At 41.9% G+C, this 25856-nt stretch carries 19 protein-coding genes and 1 riboswitch; of the genes, 9 read left to right on the top strand and 10 right to left on the bottom strand.

Translation table 11 applies throughout. From position 1 onward, the window contains the following. Positions 1-23: 23 nt before the first annotated feature. The 8 genes from FTT91_RS02695 to FTT91_RS02730 all read right to left on the bottom strand — a co-directional run bounded on the left by FTT91_RS02695 (position 24) and on the right by FTT91_RS02730 (position 11009). Positions 24-1307 (bottom strand): glycosyltransferase family 1 protein, encoded by a 1284-nt coding sequence (locus FTT91_RS02695; protein WP_180168925.1) that lies wholly within the window; start codon positions 1305-1307, stop codon positions 24-26. Between the two features lie 1072 nt (positions 1308-2379). Next, entirely contained in the window at positions 2380-3306 is a 927-nt protein-coding gene (locus FTT91_RS02700) for a branched-chain amino acid transaminase (protein WP_004975074.1), read from the bottom strand. Between the two features lie 34 nt (positions 3307-3340). Continuing rightward, positions 3341-6085 (bottom strand): bifunctional [glutamate--ammonia ligase]-adenylyl-L-tyrosine phosphorylase/[glutamate--ammonia-ligase] adenylyltransferase, encoded by a 2745-nt coding sequence (gene glnE, locus FTT91_RS02705; RefSeq protein ID WP_096901524.1) that lies wholly within the window; start codon positions 6083-6085, stop codon positions 3341-3343. 176 nt (positions 6086-6261) lie between these two features. Continuing rightward, complete coding sequence (locus FTT91_RS02710) at positions 6262-7068, bottom strand: enoyl-ACP reductase (RefSeq protein WP_004975071.1); 807 nt, start codon at positions 7066-7068, stop codon at positions 6262-6264. A gap of 179 nt (positions 7069-7247) precedes the next feature. Next, positions 7248-8240 carry a DUF2804 domain-containing protein gene (locus tag FTT91_RS02715; RefSeq protein ID WP_004975070.1) on the bottom strand — a complete coding sequence of 331 codons (993 nt, stop codon included), beginning with the start codon at positions 8238-8240 and terminating at the stop codon, positions 7248-7250. A 203-nt stretch (positions 8241-8443) separates the two neighbouring features. Then, positions 8444-8965: a DUF1543 domain-containing protein gene (locus tag FTT91_RS02720; RefSeq protein WP_180112626.1), complete on the bottom strand. Its 522-nt coding sequence runs from the start codon at positions 8963-8965 to the stop codon at positions 8444-8446. Positions 8966-9139: 174 nt separating this feature from the next. Next, complete coding sequence (gene trpB, locus FTT91_RS02725) at positions 9140-10384, bottom strand: tryptophan synthase subunit beta (protein WP_004975067.1); 1245 nt, start codon at positions 10382-10384, stop codon at positions 9140-9142. Beyond that, positions 10356-11009, bottom strand: a complete 654-nt coding sequence (locus tag FTT91_RS02730; RefSeq protein WP_004975062.1) for a phosphoribosylanthranilate isomerase — start codon at positions 11007-11009, stop codon at positions 10356-10358. Before FTT91_RS02730 ends, trpB begins: the two co-directional genes overlap by 29 nt. Positions 11010-11201: 192 nt before the next feature. After that, a riboswitch (cobalamin riboswitch) is annotated at positions 11202-11426 on the top strand. 35 nt (positions 11427-11461) lie between these two features. Between FTT91_RS02730 and FTT91_RS02735 the strand changes: the two genes are divergently transcribed. The 6 genes from FTT91_RS02735 to FTT91_RS02760 all read left to right on the top strand — a co-directional run bounded on the left by FTT91_RS02735 (position 11462) and on the right by FTT91_RS02760 (position 18399). Continuing rightward, positions 11462-13318 (top strand): TonB-dependent siderophore receptor, encoded by a 1857-nt coding sequence (locus FTT91_RS02735; protein ID WP_180168926.1) that lies wholly within the window; start codon positions 11462-11464, stop codon positions 13316-13318. Positions 13319-13412: 94 nt separating this feature from the next. Further along, positions 13413-13997, top strand: a complete 585-nt coding sequence (locus tag FTT91_RS02740; RefSeq protein ID WP_154320365.1) for a cob(I)yrinic acid a,c-diamide adenosyltransferase — start codon at positions 13413-13415, stop codon at positions 13995-13997. Between the two features lie 168 nt (positions 13998-14165). Continuing rightward, positions 14166-14879, top strand: a complete 714-nt coding sequence (locus tag FTT91_RS02745) for a glycerophosphodiester phosphodiesterase (RefSeq protein WP_004975054.1) — start codon at positions 14166-14168, stop codon at positions 14877-14879. 289 nt (positions 14880-15168) lie between these two features. Then, positions 15169-16335 carry an acyl-CoA desaturase gene (locus FTT91_RS02750; RefSeq protein ID WP_004975053.1) on the top strand — a complete coding sequence of 389 codons (1167 nt, stop codon included), beginning with the start codon at positions 15169-15171 and terminating at the stop codon, positions 16333-16335. Between the two features lie 124 nt (positions 16336-16459). Continuing rightward, a complete protein-coding gene (locus FTT91_RS02755; protein WP_180168927.1) occupies positions 16460-17905 on the top strand; it encodes a YdiU family protein in 1446 nt (481 codons plus the stop codon). A 107-nt stretch (positions 17906-18012) separates the two neighbouring features. Then, positions 18013-18399 carry an MmcQ/YjbR family DNA-binding protein gene (locus FTT91_RS02760; protein WP_180168928.1) on the top strand — a complete coding sequence of 129 codons (387 nt, stop codon included), beginning with the start codon at positions 18013-18015 and terminating at the stop codon, positions 18397-18399. A 108-nt stretch (positions 18400-18507) separates the two neighbouring features. Here FTT91_RS02760 and FTT91_RS02765 read toward each other — a convergent pair whose 3' ends face one another. Next, complete coding sequence (locus tag FTT91_RS02765; RefSeq protein ID WP_168418565.1) at positions 18508-19194, bottom strand: response regulator; 687 nt, start codon at positions 19192-19194, stop codon at positions 18508-18510. Positions 19195-19214: 20 nt separating this feature from the next. Next, positions 19215-20870: a sensor histidine kinase efflux regulator BaeS gene (baeS, locus tag FTT91_RS02770; RefSeq protein ID WP_180168929.1), complete on the bottom strand. Its 1656-nt coding sequence runs from the start codon at positions 20868-20870 to the stop codon at positions 19215-19217. 139 nt (positions 20871-21009) lie between these two features. Here baeS and FTT91_RS02775 point away from each other — a divergent pair, with 139 nt between their 5' ends. From FTT91_RS02775 to FTT91_RS02785, 3 genes are all read left to right on the top strand, one after another. After that, entirely contained in the window at positions 21010-21627 is a 618-nt protein-coding gene (locus FTT91_RS02775) for a hypothetical protein (RefSeq protein WP_180168930.1), read from the top strand. Positions 21628-21936: 309 nt separating this feature from the next. After that, positions 21937-23739: an acyl-CoA dehydrogenase C-terminal domain-containing protein gene (locus FTT91_RS02780; RefSeq protein ID WP_131260791.1), complete on the top strand. Its 1803-nt coding sequence runs from the start codon at positions 21937-21939 to the stop codon at positions 23737-23739. Between the two features lie 219 nt (positions 23740-23958). Then, the gene (locus tag FTT91_RS02785) at positions 23959-25740 is read left to right on the top strand and encodes an acyl-CoA dehydrogenase C-terminal domain-containing protein (protein WP_180168931.1); all 1782 of its coding nucleotides are present in this window, start codon (positions 23959-23961) and stop codon (positions 25738-25740) included. Positions 25741-25856: the final 116 nt, after the last annotated feature.

Consider the following 25856-nt stretch of genomic DNA (forward strand, 5'->3'; position numbering starts at 1 on the left):
GTTCTCTCCTCTTTGGCGTATAGCTAAGATGGCATGTGTAGCTCCTTCGCCACCAGATATAACGCCTGCTCAAATTGTTGGACTGGATACTGCCAGCCAATATTTAAAGTCGCTTTGCGGGCGTGTTCGCCCATCTGTCTAAGGGTTGTAAGATCGGGAAGTCGGTGGATATGACCGACCAAATCTTCTGGCTGACCAAGTGAACTCAACCAGCCTGTTTCATTCGGTTTTAGATGTAAACGTGCGCAAGCATAGTCATAAGCAATGACAGGCAAGCCACTGGCCATAGCTTCTAACACGACATTGCCAAAGGTTTCGACCTGACTGGCAAAAGCAAACACATCGGCACTGGCATAGGCTTGTGCAAGTGCTGTGCCACTTAAACTACCTGTAAAAATGATATCTCCCTGAGCGTTCATGGCTTCTAAACGTTCACGGTCTGGCCCATCTCCAACAATCACCAATTTCACAGGCTGTTCGGTATTTTTTGGCATACGCTGATAGGCATTAATAATAAGATTGACTTCTTTTTCAGGTGATAAACGCCCTACATACAACATCACCCGCGTATTTTCACTCGCACCCCAGCTTGCTCGCAGTTGGGTAGAACGAAAATCTGGTGAAAAATATTCAACATCGACACCACGCCCAACCACCACCAAAGGCCCTTGCACACCAAACTGACGCAATGATTTTTCAGTATGGCTACTTGGCACACACGTCAGCGAGGTATTGTTATGAAACCATTTTAGATAGTGCTGAATTGGCTTGAGTAAAAATGCCAAATCGAAAAAACGGCTAAAATCTTGAAATGCGGAGTGAAAACCACTTGATACTGGAATATTTTTTGATTTTGCAATATGTAAACTGGCAAGCCCTAAAGGGCCTTCAGTGACGATATGCACCACATCAGGTTGAAACTCATCTAAAGCCTGCGAAAGTTTAGACCACTGCGGCCAGCCAAATTGTAAATTATGATATTTAGGAATGGCTTGTGCTTTTACCAGACATTCTTGATACGGTTGGAATTGAGTGCAGGCTTGTTTTTGTTCAGGGCGAATCAATAAAATTTTGTGTCCAAGTTCCTGCAATCCTTTGCAAAGCTGCAACAGTGAACGTGCTACACCATTAATTTCAGGTGGCCAAGTTTCTGTTACTAGGGCAATTTTTAAACGTGGGCGGACGAGGTCTGAGAGTTCAGAGGTAGGCTGACTGCTTTTTTGTTTTTGATCTTGTTTGAAGTAAAATTTAAACGCATCGCTGTAACGCTCTAATTTACTGCTCTGCTTTGCCAATACATTGCTCATCGCCTTTTGCTCAATTCTTATTTTATGCTTGCTAGCATAGAGCAGCTGCATTGCAGTAATATGATGCTTTGGTGACACATTTGTCATTTTTTTAACAACTCGATGATCGCCTATACCTAGTTTTGCACACATAGTTTTATGTATAAATTTAATGTAAATCGTTTGCTGTCATTCACCCTAAATAGATAAAAAAAGCAGATATTGGATACCTGCCTGCTGAATATCTTGTTTGCTGAATACCTGATCTGCTGAGCCCATTATCTGAATCTGCTGCACATCCAAACCGTCTAAAAAAGCAAATTAATAAAATTTAGACATGTCACTTCTCCATAACTCTTATAAAAAACCATTTTTTAATCATTCACTCACTTGAGATATCGTTAGAATTATTGAAACTCAATCCTTAGCAAGTTTCTTCATTTTAGGTATTTCTCACAAAAATCCATCTATACGCCCCATTTCACACAATTTTTAATAAACTTTGAATTTCAGCAAATTACGAGATTAAAGTACTGTTTTAAATGACATCGCAAAAAACTAGGGAGCAGCTCACTCCCTAAAACTTGTGATACCAATTCTAGGGATAATGAAAAATATATATTTATTTACATTTAAACCAACACATTGTTTTTATTTAACTTTAACAACATTTTTATTTTAACTTTTGTTACATTTTAAGTAGGTTTATTTTTGAAAAAATGGTCAAAATTCAGTTTTTAGCCTAATTTTTACTACACTTTTCACGTATTTAATTCACTATCTTCTATCACATTCAACAGACTGAGCGTTTTTTAACATCAAATCTCACCAATTACAGGGATTGCCTCTCGCTATAAAAAAGCCATGTTTTGGGCGGCTGAATCTATCCAAAAGATCAAATTTGCACACCACCAACTCAACGAAGAAACAGTTGATCATTCATCTATATCTGTAACGTGAGAGATAAACCTCGCAAGATGTTTAGCTAACTCATAACGCAATAGCAGACAAAATAAAACCCCATTCAAACTATTGCCTGAATGGGGTCATCACACCTGAGTCAATCATGTTGACTCAGGTACACACGCGTGACTTATTTAACGTAAGTCAACCAATGTGCATATTTGTCATTCTTGCCTTGAACTGCGTCAAAGAAAGTTTTTTGAATTTCAGTGGTAATTGGGCCACGTGAACCACAGCCAATCACACGGTCATCGTATTCACGAATTGGAGTAACTTCTGCTGCTGTACCTGTAAAGAAGGCTTCATCGGCAATGTAGAATTCATCACGCGTAATACGGCGTTCAACTACTTCATACCCCAAGTCTTTAGCAATGGTGATCACCGTTTGACGCGTAATACCATCTAAAGCACCGCCTGCGATGTCTGGTGTATGTAAAACGCCATCTTTAATTAAGAATACGTTTTCGCCAGAACCTTGGCATACATAACCTTGTGGGTCCATCAACATCGCTTCATCATAGCCTGCTTGCGCTACTTCTTGGTGTGCAAGAATAGACAAAGTGTAGTTACCAGAAGCTTTGGCTTTACACATAGTCACGTTTGGATGATGATGCGTAAACGATGAAGTTTTAACGCGAATACCTTTAGCCATCGCTTCTTCACCCAAGTATGCACCCCAACCCCAAGCCGCAACAGCGGCATGAATGGTGTTATTGGTTGCAGCAATACCCAGTTTTTCAGAACCAATCCAAATTAATGGACGTAAATAGCACGATGAAAGTTTGTTTTCACGTACCACATCAATTTGCGCCTGTTCTAAAGCTGCTTGATCAAATGGTACTTTCATTTGATAGATTTTTGCAGAGTTTAACAAACGCTTAGTATGGTCCTGAAGACGGAAAATCGCAGTTCCGTTTGGCGTTTCATAAGCGCGGACACCCTCAAACACACCCATACTGTAGTGTAAGGTATGTGTTAAGACGTGAATTTTTGCATCACGCCAGTCAACCAATTGTCCATCTTGCCAAATAAAACCATCACGATCAGCCAAATTCATGGCACACACTCCAAATGTTTATACAATAGTCATTTTAATCCAACGCAGACATTGCAGTCGGATCAATTAATCTTTGCCATAACTTGCAAACGACCTCACGGGTATCGTACCAGTCCGCAGCATTGACTTGCATGGATTGATTTGCAAGGGCTAAGCGGTGGCTTTCGGCTCGTTCACGGAGATAAGCTTGAATCAATGCTGTCGCATCGTCGCTGGATAAGCAACCTGTTTTTGCGGCATCTTCAAGGATTCTTACGTTGTCGGAATAATGGGCGAGATCAGGATTCGACCCACTCCAGGCTAATACCGCATACTGTGCCATAAATTCGATATCAACGATACCACCTGCATCCTGTTTTAAATGAAAAATTCCATCTTTTTTTTGCTCTTTAGATGAACCCAAATGATCTTTCATTTTTTGACGCATTTTCAGCACTTCACTGCGGACATAAGCTTCATCTCGCGGCTGGGTTAAAATCTGACAACGCAACACTTCAAACTTGTCACGTAAACATTGCTCACCCGCAATACTGCGCGCACGCACTAAAGCCTGATGCTCCCACAGCCACGCACTTTTCAGTTGATATTGCTCAAAGGCCCGTAAACTGGTCACCAATAAACCCGCATCTCCCGAAGGACGTAAACGGGTATCGACATCATAAACTCGACCATCTAAAGTTTGCGTGGTCATTAAAGATACAAATTTACGTGCCACCCGCATAGCAAATTCAAAGCCACTGATCGGTTTAATGCCATCAGTATCGGCTTGTTCATCCATGTTGTGAATAAAAACCACGTCTAAATCTGAGCCGTAACCAAGTTCGATGCCACCTACTTTGCCATAACCAATAATGGCAAAAGCGTTATGCTCCAAACCACAGCGCTGCCCTTCACTGTCTAGCGGATAACCATGTTTTTTGACAATCATCTGATAGGCCAGTTGTAGGGCTGCATTTGCGGTCACTTCGGCAATATCGGTTAACGCATCTGACACTTTCATTAAGTGACTTTCTGCCAGTACATCGCTGGCCGCAACTGTTAATACGTTGGATTTTTTGAATAAACGTAGCACCCGCATGAGGTCTTCAACTTCATCCAGTTCAATGCGCAGCAATTGTTGGCGCAAAGAATCTTCCAAATCGCTGCGTTTTGGCAATTCAAAATCCATAGATAAAAATTCATCCAACAACACAGGATATTGCGTCAATTCTTCACAAATCCACGGGCTGACTGTGGCCATTTTTACCAAGCGTTGCAGTGCCCCCTTGCTTTCAATCAGCATGACCAAATACACGGTACGACGCAGAACAGATTCGACCAGTGGCATTAAACGCATCAATGCCATTTGTGGATTTTCTGACTGCAACACTGCTTCAATCAAGTGTGGCCAAAAGGTTTTTAAACGCTGTAAAGCTTTGGCGGTGAGTTTTTTAATGGCATGTCCATACCAGAACTCATGCACTAAATTTTTCGCTTGATCGTCTAGTACCGCATCGAGCTGTTTTTCTAGCTGACTGTAATTTTCCAGCAAAGAATCGGGTTCATTTTCTTTAATTAAATGCTCAAACTGATAAATGACTTTGACACGCTTTTCATTTAGGGTCTGCATAAAGCTGTCCCAATCGGCAAAGCCCAAAGTATCGCTAATGCGTGCGCGTAACTCAGGTTCAGTCGGTAAAGCTTGGCTTTGCTGATCATTCAAGGCTTGAATGGCATGTTCTACTCGACGCAGGAATAAATAGGCATCTTCCAAATCCAGTACGGCTTGTGGCTCTAGCAATTCAGCTTCGCCCAAATGGCGCAAACTCACCAAACACTGGCGGTCTTGTAATTCTAGTTTTGAACCACCGTAAATCAGCTGAAAAACCTGCACAATAAATTCAACTTCACGAATACCGCCCGCGCCCAATTTAATATTGTCTTCAATATTACGACGCTGCACTTCGCGCTCAATCATGGCTTTCATTTCGCGCATGGCTTCAAAGGCGGTGTAATCGACATATTTGCGGAATACGAAAGGTCGGGTCATTTCCAGCAGTTCATAACCTTCTTGCCCACCTGTGATAATACGTGCCTTAATCCAAGCATAGCGTTCCCATTCGCGTCCATGCTGGCTTAAATATTTTTCCAGTGCGACATGGCTAATCGCCAAAGCAGAACCATCGCCCCACGGGCGTAAACGCATATCGACGCGGAAAACAAAACCATCGGCGGTGATATGATCTAATAGATAGATCAGTTTTTGTCCCCATAAAATGCAGAATTGCTGCACTTCAATACACTTGCGTCCATTGGTTTCGCCTTGTTCATCAAAGGCAAAAATCAGGTCGATGTCGCTGGATAAATTCAGTTCCTGCGCGCCATGTTTACCCATGGCGACCACAATCAGGTCTTGGACTTTACCGTTATACCCCATCGGTTCGCCATGCTTGGCGACCAACGGAATCCGCGCAAAATCTTTGGCTACTTGCACACAAATATCAGCAAAGTCTGAAAGTTCCTGCGTCAACGTCACCACATCGGTGAGTTGGTTGGCATCTTGCCAAATCCAGCGGAACATTAAACGCGCGCGTAAAATTCGCAGGGTTTTCATCCACAAGGTTTCATCTTGAATGTCTTGTAAAGTCGAAATCACCAATTGATGAATATAGTCTGCGCTCAGCGGTTTTAGAAATTGGTCAATTGCATAATCCTGCTGTAACAGGCTTTCGTGATTTGCCAAGACTTGTTCTGCATATTGACTGGCATGTAACGTTTTTTGCAATTGTTCCGCATTCATTTTTAAGACCTAAAACCCAGTTTTATTTTGAAATATTGTCAACCCATCTATTTATAGCAGCAGATGCGTCAAAGAAGAAAATAAAATTACAGCAATCTGCAAAATACCTCTTACTTAAAATGCAGCGATAAAAAAACCGAAGCCTAAACTTCGGTTTTATCTGCTTGATGCAATGCTTATTCAGCATCTAGCATTAATTCTGCGCTCATACCAACCGTGTTAAAACCTGCATCGACATACAGAATTTCACCAGTAATACCATTCGCCCATGGTGAGCAAAGGAATAATGCCGCATTACCAACATCTTCAATGGTCACGTTACGTTTTAAAGGTGCAACTTTTTCATTCAGGTCTAACATTTTACGGAATGATTTAATGCCCGATGCGGCAAGCGTACGAATCGGACCTGCAGAAATTGCATTCACGCGAATACCGTCAGCACCCAAGCTTGAAGCCAAGTAGCGTACACCTGCTTCTAAAGATGCTTTCGCCATACCCATGACGTTGTAGTTTGGCATCACACGCTCAGAACCTTGATAAGTCAAAGTCAATAAGCAACCTTGGCGTGCTTGTAATAATGGTTTTGCAGCACGTGCCATCGCAATAAAGCTATAAGCACTAATGTCATGCGCAACTTTGAAACCATCACGATCTGTAACATCGGTAAAGTCACCATCTAAAGTATGCGCAGGCGCAAAACCAATCGAGTGAACCAAACCATCCAAACCATCCCAGTGCTTTGCCAAGTCAGCAAAAGCTTGCTCAATTTCTGCATCTACGCCTACATCGCAAGGCAATACAATGCTTGAGCCAAATTGTGCAGCGAAGTCATCAACACGTTTTTTGAGTTTTTCATTCGGATAAGTAAATGCTAATTCTGCACCTTCACGATGCAATGCTTCTGCAATACCAAATGCGATAGATAATTTACTTGCAATACCAGCAATTAAAAAACGCTTACCCGCCAAAAGACCTTGTGCCATGTGAAACTCACCTTGATATATTTCGCAGTATCATGCCAATTCTGAACGCATAGTGAAATTGCATAATGCGCCTTTTTTTGCCGTTTATGTAAAAACTCAATGGCGATTCAAGTGAGTGATAGATGACGTCACATGATGATCTGCAAATGGTGACGTACAATCTTGGTTAAAAACTTGCCCTACCACTTGGCATAATGCTGTTCAAGCAAGCCGTATTCGTTTAACAAAATAATTTCGGTATCGTCTTGTTGAATAGTACCACTAATTTTAGCTTGCCATTGGCTGAACTGACTGCCGACTAGACGCAAATTCAGGTTTTCATAACGGCGCCAACCTGTGCTGACAGTTAAATTCAAACGATGATCCAGTGAGCGAATGCTCCACGAGCCATCATCCTCAGGTTGGAACAACACATCTGTTAAGGGATACAGCACGCCATTAATCCACAAACAGTTTTCGTTGCCAAAACTTTCATTCACACCAGAAGCCAGATTCAAGCCTACACGACGGTCTTCGGTATCCCAAAAGTTGCACGACAACCAAAACCATGCTGTTTCAGGGCGTAAAAAACCGCAGGTATCATCTAAAGAAGCAAAGGTGCGTTCATGGAATTGAATGGTTTGTCCTGTTTTATTAACAAAATAGCCTTCACAGCCGAGTGTGGTCAGTTTTTGGGTGTAAGTCCAACCATTAATACCTGTTGGGCTACACATACTTAGCGGGTCTGTGCCTGCACAAAATATCCGCGCACTGAGTTTAATTTCACCATATTTGGTCACGCGGATATAACGCACACCATTGGCATGTTGAATTTCAATTTGAAATGGCGATTTTTCAAAAAAACTTTGATTAAATAACGGTTGCTCATCTAAAACCGTATTACGCGATAAAAAATTAATCGCATTCCATTCCTGCACTTCGCCCGTCATGTGATTATAAATATAGACAAAACCGTGCCCTGCCCAAGCAATATCGGCAATCGCAAGCCCAATGGTATAGTGTTCGTGCTGAATACTACAAAATTTAAACTTTTTATATTTTAAGCGTTTACGCCAACCCGACAATACTTCACCATACGGTGATTTATATTGATAAGCCTGATAATCAATTTTTTTGGGAAGTTCACTAAAACGTCCATAATGCGGTTGTCCATTCGCCTGAATTAAATCCATTGAAGACATTCCCTATTGTCTAAAAACAATTCATCTTTGGTCGTATTATGCCTACAAATGCATGTACAAAAAACCCGCAGCTTATGATTTTGTTCAAAAAACTATAAAAGCATAGATTGTTTTACTATTTTAAGGCTTGAGCGTTCACTAAATATACAAAATATAAATTAATAGATATCTTCCCCTCAATATTCTGAAGGTATTTAAGCATCAGCATTCAAAGTCAGATAGGTATTTTCCCAACGATTGCCTGAAAATGAGCCTTCAACCAACTGCACATAGCGACCATACACCTGATCTATGGCAATACAATCATCTACCTCTAAGACCCGATCGGTATGTTGTTTTTGCCAATGCTTAGCAAAATAGGTTTTACCACGCTGTTTTGCCACCATTGGATTTTGCGCCACCACCAAAACATAACGATGTAATTCGCCAAACTCACGCGGGTCATATCCACCCAAATTAATTAAATACAGTCGGTTTTCTGCCTGATTCGGCTGTGCATCGGTAAATTTTAAATAGTAGGATTTACCTTCAAACTCAACACCATTAATTTGCGCCCATGCGTCAATATGTAAACCTTTCGGCTCTGCAAACCAAGCCTGCTTGAGTTGCGGATAGGTCTGTTCTAAAGAATCGCCTACCGCAAGTACCACATCATGCACTTCAGTATTGGCTCGCACATGACGCCCGCCTAACATCACGATAAATAAACTGGGCATATCCGACTCCTACGCAAATTTCCTAAGCATGATGGCTTTTAAGGTTGATGCTTTTTAAGCATGATTGTTTAAAGTAGCGAGAATTTTTCAATCCTCCAAATAAAAAATCGTGCCGAATTGCTTCAGCACGATTGAATTGAAATGTAGCATGCTTTATTTCAAGCAGCTTGCGATTTACATATCGACCATTTCCACGCCATCAATGCGGGCAACAGTCATTAAGTCTTTATCACCACGACCTGAAACAGTCGCAATAATGATTTGGTCTTTATCCATCGTTGGTGCAAGCTTGCTTACATAAGCCATAGCATGCGAGCTTTCTAAAGCAGGAATAATCCCTTCAATGCGGGTTAAATCACGGAAACCTTGCAAGGCTTCTTGGTCATTGATTGGCACGTAATCGACACGGTGCATATCTTTCAGGAAGCTGTGCTCTGGCCCTACACCTGGATAATCCAGACCTGCAGAAATAGAGTGGGTTTCAATGATCTGACCTTGTGCATCCGACATTAAATAAGTACGGTTACCGTGTAATACGCCCACGTGTCCTGCATTCAATGGTGCAGAGTGTTTGCCTGTTTCAATGCCTAAACCTGCAGCTTCGACACCGTACATTTTCACTTCGGCATCGTTCAAGAATGGATAGAACAAGCCCATGGCATTAGAACCACCGCCTACACAAGCTACTAATGCATCAGGTAAACGACCTGCCTGCTCTTGAATTTGGCGACGCGCTTCACGACCAATAATCGACTGGAAATCACGTACCAATTGTGGATATGGGTGTGGGCCAGCGACCGTACCAATCACGTAATATGTAGAGTCAACATTGGTGACCCAGTCACGCATGGCTTCGTTCATGGCATCTTTTAAGGTTTTTGAGCCACTTTCTACAGGTACAACAGTTGCACCAAGTAAACGCATACGGTACACGTTCATGGCCTGACGCTTCACGTCTTCTGCACCCATGAACACCACACATTCCAAGCCTAAACGAGCGGCAATGGTCGCGGTTGCTACACCGTGCTGACCTGCACCTGTTTCGGCAATAATGCGTTTTTTACCAGACAGTTTTGCCAACAGTGCCTGACCAATGGTGTTGTTCACTTTATGTGAGCCAGTATGGTTCAAATCTTCACGTTTTAAGTAAATTTGTGCACCACCCAACTCTTTTGACCATCGCTCAGCATAATACAAAGGACTAGGACGACCTACATAGTAGGCGAGATCGCGGTCGAATTCTGCCAAAAACTGCGGATCATCTTTCATGCGGAAATACAATTTCTCTAAATCTTGTAAAGCCGCCATCAGCGTTTCTGACACAAAACGTCCGCCATGGATACCAAAATGCCCTTTTGCATCTGGGAATTGGGTATAGTCAATCACTGAGTTATTGTGATTTGTACTTTGCTGATCCACGTTGGACTCCTTGCATGAAGTTTTCTATGAGTTGTTGGTCTTTAATACCTTTTGCAGACTCAACTCCGCCACTGACATCAACGGCATAGGCTTGAGTCGTCTGAATTGCATCTTCAATATTTTCAGGGTTTAAACCACCCGCCAAAATTAAAGGAATATCGAGTTTGGGGAATTTTGACCAGTCAAAACTGTGTCCTGTTCCACCTTTGAGTTCAGGATGCCACGCGTCTAATAATACTGCGCTTGCACCTGCTTGTTGATAGCTTTTTATCGCATCTAACACATTTAAATCAGGTTTGACCTGAATGGCTTTGTACCATCGACGTCCAACTTGCTGTGCTATTTGCTGACATTGCAAGGGTGTTTCATCACCATGAAATTGCAGAATATCTAAAGGTACTTGTTTCAGTACAGCGGCTATTTCTTCTGCCGTTGCATTGACAAATAAACCAACCACTTGCACATAAGCGGGAATGTGTTGCAGCAAGCCTTGTGCTTGCTCAATGCTCACATTGCGTGGACTTGGAGGATAAAACACCAAGCCAATTGCATCTGCACCCGCATGCACAACACTGTTTATATCTTGAATTCGCGTGATTCCGCAAATTTTGGCACGGGTACGCATCGTTTTGGACTCTAATCCTGATTTTCAATCTTCATTTTGCTGATCTTGCTGTGCGTGACTTTAAAATTGTCTGTTCACACTCACAGAATCAGATATTGGGGCGAATCATTGTAATGCAATTTTCAGAGGTTGAGTGAAGTTCAGGCGGATTATTCTACATTTCCGTTGTTTAAATGCTGAACAGACTTTATACTTCGCGCAAATGCAACGAGTTCTAGCTTTGAGCTTTAGGGAAGTTGGTGAAAGTCCAACACTGCCCCCGCAACGGTAACCATGAAACGTATATCGATTTAAATCTTATGATTTACACCACTGTATGAACAATATGGGAAGGTGGATATATAGCGAAGCAATCATAAATTAGAAGATGCTTGGCACATTGAAGTCCGGAGACCTGCTTGTTGTGCCCTTAACTCAATCATTCACGTGGGGTGAATGTATGGAGCAAAGTCATGTCTACTCTTTTTCAGCCTACTGCTTTAGTGGGCGCAATTGCGCTTGCAATGGGTTTCTCTACGTCTGTATCTGCACAAGACAGTTCTAATGTTGTAAATGCATCTTTAGACACTTTAGTCATTACCGCGACTCGTTCTGAAGAAAAAATCAAAGATGTGCCTGCACGTATCTCCATTATTGAACCACAAATTGTCGATCAGTCTCCAATTGCTGAATTGCCTCATTTACTTATGAGTGATGCATCTATTGATATGATGCAATACGGTGGTTATGGTCAAACTGCATCTATCTTTACACGTGGAACAAATTCGACCCATACTCTTGTATTACGTGATGGTGTTCGACTAAACACTGGGTCTGCAGGATCTGCATCTTTGGCATTTATTGATACTACCGATATTAAACAAATTGAAGTATTGAAAGGTCCAGCATCTGTATTATACGGCACAGATGCAATTGGTGGTGTAGTTCAGTTAGTTTCTAAAACACCAGAAAAAACAGAGGCTTTTATAACTGGTGAAATCGGTGAGCACAATACCTATAAATCTGTCATTGGTGCGGATTTAGCTGAGAATGGTATTTATGCACAAATTCGTGGACAACGCTTAGAATCTGATGGTACACAAGTCACAAATTTGAAAGATCCTAGTATAAAAACAGGTAACTATGACCAAAAAGGCTTTAGTACAAAAATCAGTGTAGAAAAGAAACAATATGCAGCGTCTATAGATTACTCAGAGAATAATGGTCAATCTCAATATATCACTGACAATGATACATACACTGGTGTCAAAAATGTCACCCAAGATTTTAAAAATGAAATCATTAATATTAAAGGGCGTCTAAATATCAATGATGATATTTCGATGCATGCTCGTTTGTCACAATTCAAAGATGATCTTGAGCAAAATGAATCTCAAGATGCTATTTACAATACTACTAAAGAAGCTGAACTCTATAGCAAATGGAAATTTAGCCCAACTCAGAATATCTTAGCTGGAATCGCAACAAAAAATGTCAAATCTGACGTTCTTTCAGGTAGTGGTGTTTATGGTGTAGACTATGACAAAGAAGTTGATAGCACAGGTTATTTTGTTCAACACCAATACCAATCTGAAAAACTACACACCCAATTAGGTGTCCGTGTAGAAGATCATGAGACATTTGGTACTCATACCGTAGGGCAAGCTGCAGCACGTTATCAAATTTTACCAGCTACTAGTATTTACACCAATATTGGGACTGCTTTCCGTGCTCCGACAAATAATGACTTATACGCATTAAGCTGGGGTGGAAACCCACAGTTAAAACCAGAAGAAAGTGTTTCATATGAAATTGGGCTCGACCAACAACTTACAGATCACTTAAGAATGGGATTATCTGCATACCGAAATGAAGTTGATAACTTAATTACTTGGCAGAATGGTAAAAATTTCAATGTAAAGGAAGCAACTTTTACTGGTGGTGAATTCAACCTTAATTGGGCAAAAGAAGAACTATATACTAATCTTTCATATGCTTATGTACAGCCAAAAGACAAGAAAACTGATCAAGACCTGCCTCGTCGCTCACGTCAAAGTCTAACTTTGACATCAGGACTACAAAATGAAGTGTATGGCATTAGTGCATCACTTTCAGCTAAATCTAGACCTAAAAATAGCACCATTTCTGGATATGCTACTGTTGATGTAAATGCATTTTGGAATGTAAATCCTAACGTTAAACTATTTACGAATATTCAGAATATTGGCGATGTCGAATATAAAACAACTTCAGCATCTCAATGGGGTCAAGATATTTACTATATCAATGGCGGTCGTCTTGCCTCTGCTGGAGTCACTTTCCGTTATTAATTCTCAGCTTCAAAAAATATATAAAACAGCGCAGTTTATGGATAATGTTTTGACCGGCATTATCCTTTTTTTCATTTCTACCTAAGGAAAAGTTATGGGCCACCGTTTAAGCAAGATTTATACCCGCACAGGCGATTCAGGCACAACAGGACTGGGCGATGGCTCACGTGTCGCCAAAGACGACTTACGCATTCATGCACTGGGCGATGTCGATGAACTCAATGCCTGCATAGGCGTATTGCGCTCACAAATTACACATAGCAACATTCAAGACAAAAACACTTGGGACAAATCGCTTAGCCTGATTCAGCACTGGCTATTCGATTTAGGCGGTGAAGTCTGTATCCCCAATTACCATCTCGTACAACCGCTTGCAATTGAGTACCTAGAACAAGACATTGACCGTATGAATGAAAGCCTGCCAATGCTCAAAGAATTTATTTTACCTGCAGGTACATTGGCATGCAGTTATGCACATCAAGCTCGTGCTGTATGTCGTCGTGCAGAACGCAGTTTAATGACCGTACACAACCGTGATCAAAATATTCAGGCACCATCTTTGCAATTACTGAACCGACTGTCTGACTGGCTATTTGTGGCATCTCGCAGCTTGCAACGTGCCGAAAGAGGCAGCGAAGTGTTATGGCAAAAGAACATCAACGACAGTATTGGTAACTGACATCACACTCTAGAATCGGAAACTAAAATAAAGCCCTGATTTTGCATCTAAAAAATCACGTCGGATGCTGCTTGAAATTTCACACCATCCGACCAAAATAAGAAATGTCATCTCTTTGTCACGTCGTACTTGCAAAATGAAAGCAAACTTTCAATTCATGGGCACATTATGCGCATAATTGGTCATCGTGGTGCGCGTGGCGAAGCGCCTGAAAACACACTCGGTGGTTTTGAATATATTCAAAATATTGGCATTCGAGCGGTTGAGTTTGATGTGCGTCAACTCAAAGACAATGCCTTAGTGGTTATGCATGATGATCAATTCATTCGCACTACAGGACAAGACAAAGCACTGTATGAATGTAGTCTGGAAGATTTAAACCATTACAATCATGCTGTGATGTGGTCGGACTGGAATAAAGTCGAAACCACGCCCCTACTCAATCAAACCATGACCATTATTCAAAATTTTGATCATATTGAAGTAGAAGTCAAAGCGGTCAACTCGCATGCCGCTGCCGAAAAAATTACCCAAAGTTTAGAGCAACATTTGAAGGGTTTTGAACACAACGCCATCATCACCAGTTTTGATCCGAAAATTCACTGGGCTTTGCAACAACAAAAATCACGCTTTAAACGCGGTTTATTGGTTGAAGATGATCTGCAATATCAAGCCATTGATCAGGCTTTAGAATTAGGTTGTTGCCAAATTGGTTGGATGAACGAACTCGCAACCGGTGCGCTCATTCAAGCCACACAACAGGCCAAACTGAATATCAGCGTTTGGACAGTCAACCAGATTGAACGCGCCAAACAGCTTAAAGATTTAGGGATTCAGGGTTTAATTACCGATTATCCTAAACTGATGATGCAACACTTGTAAGCGGTAACCTTAAGCATATTGATGAATAAATAAATGATTTATCGTGCTTGTTTGGCTACCGTATATCATATTTCCGTAAAATCTCGCAGATACCATTATATTCTGTTACCACCCAGTACAATACAACTGTACAATAATGCTGTGATCGTGAATACGCTCATGCTAATATGCGAAAAAATTAATCCCTAAAAAATTTAATACTATGATTTCAATCTATAGATTGGTCATAGCGTTATAACGGATTAAGCGTCCATTTATACCTCCCAAGGTTCTAGGAGTGCTGTTGGAGATGAATGCTCCCTTACCCAAAGCCCCAATCAACTGGATTGCCATCTTTGCACTGGTTTTCTTACCTATTGTTGCAGTGATCGCGATTCCTTGGTATGCCTATCACCATGATTTTAGCTTAGCCGCTTGGATCAGCATGTTTGTATTACTTGGCGTAAGTAGCTTGGGTATTACAGCAGGTTATCACCGTTTATGGGCACACCGTGCTTATGAAGCTACCCTTCCCTTGAAAATCATTTTAATGATTATGGGAACATTTGCCGTTCAGAACAGTATTTTGTTCTGGGGTTCAGGTCACCGCACCCATCACCGCCATGTTGATGATGTCGAAAAAGACCCATATTCAATTAATAATGGTTTTTGGTTTGCGCACATGGGCTGGATGCTACGTGACTACCCTGCCGCAGAGCCAAACTTTAAAAATGCGCCAGATTTGTTAAATGACAAACTGGTGATGTTCCAACACAAATACTATATTCCGCTCGTAATTGCAGTTCACGTTGGCATTTTGGTGCCAATTGGTTGGGCTGTGGGCGATATGTGGGGCGTGTTGTTATTGGGCGGTTTAATGCGTCTGATTTTAAGCCACCATGTTACCTTCTTTATTAACTCGCTGTGCCACATGTGGGGTTCGCGTCCTTATACTGACGAAAATACCGCGCGTGATAATTTCTGGTTAGCAATTGCCACTTGGGGCGAGGGTTATCATAACTATCACCACATTTTCCAGTATGATTATCGTAATGGCGTAAAATGGTGGCAATATGACCCAACTAAATGGTTAATTTGGACATGCTCGAAGTTAGGCCTAGCGAAAAACTTGCGTCGTATTCCAAGCTTTAATATTAAAAAAGCAGAATTGGCGATGCGTTTTAAATATGCAGAACAAGACTTGGCGGTCTATGGTCACAATGTGAACGATGACATTGGTCAAGTTAAAAGCCGTATTGCGCAAGAATATGATGCCTTTACTCAAACTCTGAACGATTGGGCAAAGTTAAAAGAGCAAGAAATTCAGGCGAAAAAAGCGTCTGTAGCTGAAAAAATTCACCAAATGGATGACAAATTAAAAGTTGAATTCCAGTTGGTTGAACAGCGTCTTTCACATCATCGTGAAACCTTGAACTTGCTGATGCGCAACCTAAAAAAGAATCCTGTATCTGAATAAACCTCTGTTCTGATGCACTGCGAAAGCCCTGACCTGTTCAGGGCTTTCTGCATTGTTAGGCTACAGTTTTTAAAGTCTAAGTTTGCTATAGTGAAACTCACCTTGTGCCAAGCGCTTCATCATCATGCAATTTAATCCACGTTATCCGACCCTGCCCGCCCGTCTTTATCACATGCAGCAGCCTCTACCTTTAAAAGGTGCAAAAGCAGGACACTTTAATGCTGCATTGGCAAAAGAACTACAATGGACAGCCGAAGAACAACAGCAATGGGTTGAAATTTGCAGCGGACAAACCACGTTTAAAGAATTTCCTGCTTTGGCAATGGTCTATGCAGGACATCAATTTGGACAGTGGGCAGGTCAATTGGGAGATGGACGCGGTTTACTCATTGCGCAAGTTTTGGACACACAACAACGTACTATTGACCTGCATTTAAAAGGTGCGGGGGCAACGCCTTATTCACGTATGGGCGATGGACGTGCAGTATTACGTTCCGTGATTCGTGAATATTTAGCAGGTCATGCTTTAAATGCGCTGGGTGTGCCATCAAGCAATGCCGTTGGATTTACCTCATCCACTCAAGGTGTACAACGTGAAAAATTAGAACTTGGCGCAATGCTATTACGCACATCAGACTGTCATATTCGTTTGGGGCATTTTGAATGGATCAATCAGTATCAACCTGAATTACTGCCAGAGTTTGTGCAAAAGTGTATCGAATGGCACTATCCAGAATGCTTGGCAGCCAAACAGCCTGTACTCGCCTTTGCTACGCAAGTTATTCAACGTACCGCTGTCATGATTGCCAAATGGCAATTGGTCGGTTTTGCGCATGGGGTGATGAACACCGATAATTTAAATATTACAGGTTCAACACTCGATTTTGGCCCTTATGGCTTTATGGAGCGTTTTCGTCCCAACTGGATCAACAACCATTCGGACTATCAAGGACGTTATACCTACCAACAACAACCGAGTGTGGCACACTGGAATTTATGGGTCTGGTTAAATAATTTAATTCCGCTTGAGCAAAGCCCTGATCAAAAAGAACACTGGAAACAAGCACTGGCAGCACGCTTAGAACATTTTGAACCCACTTTTTTAGAGCATTACAAACTCGGTTTATGTGAAAAAATGGGACTGCCAAGCTTCCATAAAGACAGTTTTGACTGCGCAACCAACTTCTTACGTATTTTGCAAAGTGAGCAACTGGATTACACCCAGAGCTTTATCTGCCTACAAAATAAACAATATACTGAAATACTGGATGATTGTTTGGATCGTCGTCAGTGGGAAAGCTTTTTGGCACAGTATTTACAGATTCGTGAACATCAAGATACCGATGCTTTAGATGCTGCAATGCAACAGGTAAACCCTCACTATATTTTGCGCAATCACATGGCACAAAAGGCGATTGAGCAAGCAGAGCGTGATGATTTTTCAGAAGTTGAGCGTTTATTTAACTTGCTCAGCCAACCCTATATTCAGCAAACAGCATTGGAAAAACCTGAAGATTTAGCACCTTTACCAAGTGATGTGCCAGAAGTGATGGTGAGTTGTTCATCTTAATACCAACGCACTCGCCAAAGGACGTTTAAAATTCCAACAAAGTTATACACATTTTCTGTGGAAAAAGCTGTGGTTATCCACAGGATAAACTTTTTAGGGGAAAATAAGTGGCACAAACACCGTCATCACTGCATCAAATTGCAGCAAGTGTTGCAGCACAATTGCCTCAAGTTAGCCTGAGCGAACCTTTTGGTGATGGCTGTTTGGTGCATAAGGTGGTTGATAAAGTGTTTATGCTGAGTTTGTATTTAAATGGTCATGCCATCATCAATCTAAAAGTGCAGCCTGAACATGGTGTCATGCTACGCGATTTTTATCCGTATATCCGAACAGGTTGGCACATGAACAAACAGCACTGGATTTCAATTTTTGCAGATGAGGACTTAGATGCACAACTGGTGCAAGATTTGGTCTTAAATTCTTATGAGCTGGTAGTCGCAAAATTAAAGAAAGTAGAAAGACAACGGATTGAGCTTTTGCGTAGTGCAACTTGAGTCAATAAAAATTTTTTAAAGCTATTTGCTCTGCACTTTTTCAACATAATATCTAACTAAGAAAACAAAAGCGAATCTTCCAAGATTCGCTTTTTCTATACCTGAGACTTACTCTTCTGGATACTCAAAGCGATAGCCTACACCATACACTGCTTGAATCCATTCATGCCGATTACCTGTTTCGGCAGCGTCAGAAATTTTACGGCGTAAGTTTTTAATGTGGCTATCAATCACACGGTCAGCTACTTCAAAACTGTCAGGGTTAATATGATCTAGCAATTGCGCTCTTGAATACACCTGCCCCACATGCTCTAAAAACAATTCCAATAAACGAAATTCGGTCGGGGTCAAATTCAAGGTTTTTTGCTGATACCAAATACGCTGCTGCGCTTTATCCATGCGGAATAAATCATTGCTTTCAGGCTCAACTTTGCGTTCTAAGCGACGCAAAACCGCTTGCACGCGCGCGACCAATTCTTTTGGACTAAAAGGCTTACAAACATAATCGTCTGCCCCCATGTTTAAACCCAGCACCCGATCAATTTCTTCTGTTCGGGCGGTGACCATAATAATTGGCACATCGGACTGTTCACGTACTTTGCGGCAAATGGTCAGGCCGTCCATGCGTGGTACCATCAAATCCAAAATCATCAGGCTTGGTTTACGCTGCAAAAAGCTGTCATAAGCTTCTTGCCCATCATGAAACATACTGACTTCAAAACCAGCAGCTTCTAAATAATCTCGCACCAATTGGGCAAGTTCAATTTCATCTTCAACCAGCAAGATATGTTTCATGCACGATTCCTTAAAATCCTTCAAGATTTGATTGTTTTGGGAAAGCTTAATTTGCAACGTAAACCACCCAATGGTGAATGTGCAAAACTTAACTCTCCGCCCAATGCTTTAGCAATTTTGACCGATAAAGCCAGACCTAAACCTGTCCCGCCTGTGGCACGTGTACGTGAATCATCGGCGCGATAGAAACGCTCACCCAAACGTGCCAATTGTTCATCACTTAAACCAAACGGACTGTCATCTACATATACTGTCCATTCTGTTGCGCTTTGACTGGTGTGAATATGTACCTGCCCACCCGCTTCGGTATAGCGAATACTGTTACTCAATAAGTTGAGCATAATTTGCTTAAAACGGTCTATATCCAATTGTAATTGCGTGCCTTCACCCGACACGATCACGTCCAACTGCGCTTGTTCAAATTTCGGCTTAAAGCTTTCAATTTCCTGCTCAATCACTTGCCATGGATCAATAATCGAAAAATAGCATTTCAGCTGCATGGCTTCGGCTTGCGCCAAGTCCGACAAATCCTGTGTGAGTTTTTTCAGACTATTGACCTGATGCATCATCGCAGCCAAATGCTCTGGGGTGGCTTTGCGAATACCATCTTGCATAGCTTCAATTTGCGCCTGCAACACGGCCAACGGGGTTTTCAACTCATGCGAAGTATCTGCCACCCACTGACGACGCGAGGTTTCATGTTGATCTAAAATCACCGCCAAATGATTCAACTCGGTAGATAAATCACCCAATTCATCATTACGATTGACCGTGACCTGATGCTGATAATGCCCTTTGGTCAATTCGCGCGTCCCATTCAACAAACGCTGAATCGGCTTTTTAAAATAGGTCGCCAACAACAATGCAGCAATCAAGCTCGCCAAAATACTTAAAGCATAAACCAATAATAAATAACGAGTTTGTTTACTAAAAAAGTTAATACTTAAAGCATCTTCCTGATCTAACACAGGTTTTAAGCCCAAATAGCCCACGACTTTTTCATTGACCATAATTGGACGATAGGAAATTTGAGTTTCAGCAGGCTCTCCCACTACAAATTGCCGCTGTGCATCATATAAAGATAGACGAGAACTCAAACCCAAACGGTCAGGCATCGAAATAAATTGTTTTTTCCCTGAAGATTCTGTCGTGTTGTTTTGCCCTTCATTTTTACGATCTGAACGGAAAGCATTTTGATTGGCACTTAAAGGAAAGACCAAACCTTCAAATGGCTGAAACTGTGAAGGTAAATTCAGTTCTAACCAGCGAAGTTCTGCGGCATTGGCTTGTCGTTTAGCTAGATCAGGCTCGACCACACTTGGGTTTACATTGGCTAAGGTATGTTCCTGAAAATAACGCTGCTGCAAGGCAATGTCATATTGACGGCGCAACCACCACCGCGATAAACGGTCATAATCATCGGGCGCAGCCTCACCTTCAATTTGGAGAATTTGCGCCTGAATGGCATTGCCCCAATCGTGATATACCGCATAGACTTCTGCCAAGTTTTGAGTGAGCAAGTCCAGCTTTTGCATTTCGACATCGGCCACATATTTGCTGAAGTTTCGCTGCATATTGACATGCAATACCCCCAAGCTGACCGTGGTAATCAGCAAGGTCGTCAGCAGCACTGTTAAGAACAGGCGTAATGCGATGGGTATACGGCGAATTTTCAAAAGCGCAATCTCAGCTTTTTTTGTCGATTTTGAGCATTGTAACCAACAGTGCTAGAAAAAACTCTCCATTGTTTCTACATCTTTATTATTTAATCTTTAATCATCCAAAATCACATGCTCTTGTATGGGGGAATTTAGAATGAATAAGATGACAAAAATTGCTTTAGCCACTGCCAGCGTTTTATCTGTAGGTGCGTTGACTGCCTGTCAATCCACCCAAGCACCAAAAGATATGAAGCAGTCGCAATATATGCATGGTCATTATCAAAAAGACCGTCACATGACGCCTGAACAACGCAAACAATTTGAAAAAATGCGTACTGAACGTAAACAAGTCATGCAAGACATAAAAAAAGCCTGCGATGGCAAAGCGGTGGGTTCAGCAGTCCAAGTCAAAGCAGGTGAGCAAACACTAGAAGGCACATGTGCGATTACATTTAAACCGAACCGTGATGAAATGAAACGTGGTGAACATCACCCAATGCGTGCCGATAAAGCCGATCGTGGTCAATTCCGTGGCATGCATATGCATCGTGGCGAACCACTAACCGATGCGAAACGTGCTGAGTTAACCCAGCAATACGATCAACGTTTAGCTGAACGTCAAGCGTGTGAACAAGCTGCGACCAAAGCCTGCCAAGGTCAAACCCATGGTAAAGCCGTGCAGCTAAAAGTCGGCACACAAACAATAGATGGCAAATGTATCGTTCACTTCCAGCCTAACGCACCTGTTTCAGCACCGGATAAGGCTGCTTAAGCCACTCTAAAAAGCATAAATAGATAAAAAAGGCGCAAATTGCGCCTTTTTTATTGGACATATCTCTTTACGGTTTTGACTATTTGTATCATTTCAAATTCAGCAAAACTATTTACACTCAAACAACTTAGCCATTTCAAGGTAAAAATCTTTGACTTTACAGTCACCAAGAAATGCTATGCAGATGCTTGTACCGAATTAGAAGATGTTGCACGATTACAACCATTCCAACATGGCATGTCTGAGAAGGCATGTGCTGAAATCCATTTAAAATATAACGCTGGTCAAACCAGTATTGAGGAAACCGATATGCCACAATACAAAGCGCCTTTACGTGATATGCAATTCGTTTTGCATGAATTATTAAATGCCGAAGATCACTATGCAAAATTACCTGCATTCCAAGAAAACGTAAGCCGTGAATTGGTTGACCAATATTTGGAAGCTGCAGCAGATTTCTGTGAAAATGAACTTTCTCCAATCAACCAAAGCGGTGACCGTGAAGGTTGTACTTGGAATGATGGCGTGGTGACTACACCAACGGGCTTTAAAGAAGCGTATCAAAAATATATCGAACTTGGCTTCCCGTCTCTTTCTGCTGAAGAACAATACGGCGGTCAAGGTCTACCTGTTTCTCTAGGAAACGTGATTTCAGAAATGGTCGGTACAGCAAACTGGGCATGGGGCATGTACCCAGGTCTTTCTCATGGTGCTGTACGTACTTTAGAACACCACGGTTCAGATGAACAAAAAGCAACCTATCTGCCAAAGCTTGTTTCAGGTGAGTGGACAGGTACCATGTGTTTAACCGAATCTCATGCAGGTTCTGACTTGGGTATTATCCGTACTAAAGCTGAACCTCAGGCCGACGGAAGCTATGCAATCTCGGGCGAGAAAATCTTTATCTCTGCTGGTGAACATGACATGGCAGAGAATATCGTGCACATCGTATTGGCACGTTTACCTGGTGCACCTAAAGGAACTAAAGGTATTTCTCTGTTCATCGTTCCTAAGTTCAACCTGAATGCAGATGGTTCTTTAGGGGAGCGTAATGGTGTACGTTGTGGTTCAATCGAACACAAAATGGGTATTCATGGCAATGCAACTTGCGTCATCAACTTTGATAATGCGAAAGGTTTCTTGATTGGCCCTGAAAACCGTGGTCTAAACTGCATGTTCACGTTCATGAACACTGCACGTATCGGTACAGCGGTACAAGGTCTTGCAGCATCTGAAGGTTCTTTCCAAGGTGCGTTGACTTATGCCAAAGACCGTTTAGCAATGCGCTCACTTTCTGGTCCGAAAGCTCCTGAAAAAGAAGCAGATCCAATTATTGTGCATCCTGCTGTACGCAATATGCTATTGACTCAAAAAGCGTTTGCTGAAGGTGGTCGCGCACTAGTGTATCTGTTGTCTCTACACGCAGATATCGTTGAACAAGGTGCAACTGAAGAAGAACGTAAGTTCTCTGACAACATCTTGTCTTTATTGACGCCTATTGCAAAAGCATTCTTAACTGAAACAGGTTCTGAATCTGCAAAACATGGTGTGCAAGTCTTCGGCGGTCATGGCTTCATTTCTGAGCATGGCATGGAACAAATTGTGCGTGATACACGTATTTCATGCTTGTACGAAGGTACAACTGAAATTCAAGCAATCGATTTGTTAGGTCGTAAAGTTTTGGGTACACAAGGTGCAATGTTGAAAGACTTCACCAAAATCATCCATAAATTTGCAGAAGCCAACAAAGACAACGCAGCAATGCAAGAATTTGTTGAACCGCTCGCAGCGCTCAATAAAGAATGGGGCGATTTGACCATGCAAATTGGTATGCGTGCAATGCAAAACCCTGAGGAAGTAGGTGCTGCAGCAGTAGACTACATGTACTTCTCTGGTTATGTAACACTAGCTTACCTATGGGCACGTATGGCATTGGTCGCTCAAGAAGCACTTGCAGCAGGCACAACCGATGTAGACTTCTACAATGCTAAAGTGACGACTGCACGTTTCTACTTCAAGAAAATCTTGCCACGTGTTCGCTCACACGTAGACGTGATTGCAACAGGTGTAGAGCCATTATTTGCATTAGATGCTGAACACTTTGCTTTCTAAGCGAAAATTGAAACTCGCTAAATATTGAACATATTTAGCGGGATATTCAAAATGTTGTACTCTTGAGTACAGAAATTGAGAAAGGACGGTCATAGCATTGACAGTCCTTTTTCTTTATAAATAAAGCATTCTTTCGCTTTAGTGGTCTACAACATTCACAATTGTAGATTACACTGAACTCAACGAATCAAGATTCAAACAATAAACAGGTGAACTCACATGCCAATTTATAATGCCCCACTTGCCGATATGAAATTCATCTTAAATGATGTATTCAATGCAGAACAATTCTGGCAAAACAATGAAAACCTCGCTCACCTTGATGCTGCAACGGCTGAAGCAATTTTGGAAGAAATGGCAAAATTTGCCCAAAATGTGACGTTGCCTATTAACCGTAGCGGTGATGAAGAAGGCGCGACCTATAACAATGGCGAAGTCACCACACCTGCTGGATTTAAAGAAGCATTTAAACAATATGCCGAAGGCGGCTGGATTGGTTTAGGCGCAGATGAAGAATGGGGTGGTCAAGGCATGCCAAAAATGCTGACAGTATTGTCAGATGAAATGCTGTTTGCCACCAACCCATCCTTCATGTTGTATCCACTGCTATCTGTCGGTGCAGGCATGGCATTAAGCAGTTATGCATCACAAGAACAGAAAGAAACCTATTTACCTAAAATTTACTCAGGTGAGTGGTCAGGTACCATGTGTTTGACTGAACCACATGCAGGAACAGACCTCGGGATTATTAAAACCAAAGCAGAACCAAATGCAGACGGTACGTACAACATCACAGGGACTAAAATCTTTATTACAGGTGGTGATCACGACCTCGCAGAAAACATCATTCACTTAGTTTTAGCGAAAACACCAGACGCTCCTGCAGGTTCACGCGGTATTTCTTTATTCATCGTGCCAAAATTCTTGGTGAATGAAGATGGTTCGTTGGGTGAGCGCAACCCAGTAGGTCCAGGCTCAATCGAACACAAAATGGGCATTAAAGCCTCTGCAACTTGTGTGATGAACTTTGATGGTGCCAAAGGCTACTTAGTGGGTAAAGAAAATGAAGGCTTGGCAGCCATGTTCATCATGATGAACTACGAACGTCTGTCTATGGGAATTCAAGGTTTAGGTGCATCTGAATTTGCCTATCAAAATGCTGCGCAATATGCGACTGACCGTATTCAAGGCCGTAGTGCATCGGGCGTAAAATCACCAAACAAAGCAGCGGATAGCATTTTGGTGCATGGCGATGTGCGTCGTATGCTGCTCAATGCACGTGCCAATAACGAAGCTTCACGTGCATTTGCGGTATATGTGGGTCAACAATTGGATATCACTAAATTCTCTACCGATGCAGAAGTTGTGAAAAAAGCCAATGACCGTGTTGCATTGTTAACTCCAATTGCCAAAGCCTACTTAACCGATACTGCATTTAACGCTGTAATTGATTCACAAATGGTCTTCGGTGGTCATGGTTATATCCGTGAATGGGGTATGGAGCAATGTGTTCGTGATTTACGTATCGCCCAAATTTATGAAGGCACCAACGGCGTACAATCGCAAGACTTGATTGGTCGTAAAACCATTAAATGTAATGGCGAATTTATTGCAGAATACATTGCAGAAATCCGTGATTTCACCAATGGTTTAGATGCAGACCTCAACTTCATTAAAGATGCAACTTTAGATGCAGCGACTGAAGTTGAATCCGTGACTCAATACGTTTTAAATGCAGCCAAAGAAAATGTAGATTTCCCGAACGCAGCAGCGGTTGATTATTTACATGCGGTAGGTTTGCTCAGCTTCTCATATATGTTTGCGCGCATTGCCAATGCAGCCAAGCAAAAAGAGGGTGAGTTCTATCAAAACAAATTGTCATTGGCACTGTACTTTGTACAACGTATTTTGCCAGAACTGACTTTACGCATTACCAAAGTGAAAGCGGGTGCAGAAGTGGTGATGAACTTCAGCGAAGATTACTTCACTAACCAGTCTTAATTAATACATTATCGCAAAAACGCCTGAATCATCAGGCGTTTTTTTGTACTAAATTTTATATCCCTATTCTAATTTGTGCATGAAATTTGCATCACCTTTGTTGAAGTCTGAATATC

Source organism: Acinetobacter sp. YH12021 (genome assembly GCF_013420145.1).
GTDB classification, from domain to species: Bacteria; Pseudomonadota; Gammaproteobacteria; order Pseudomonadales; family Moraxellaceae; genus Acinetobacter; species Acinetobacter towneri.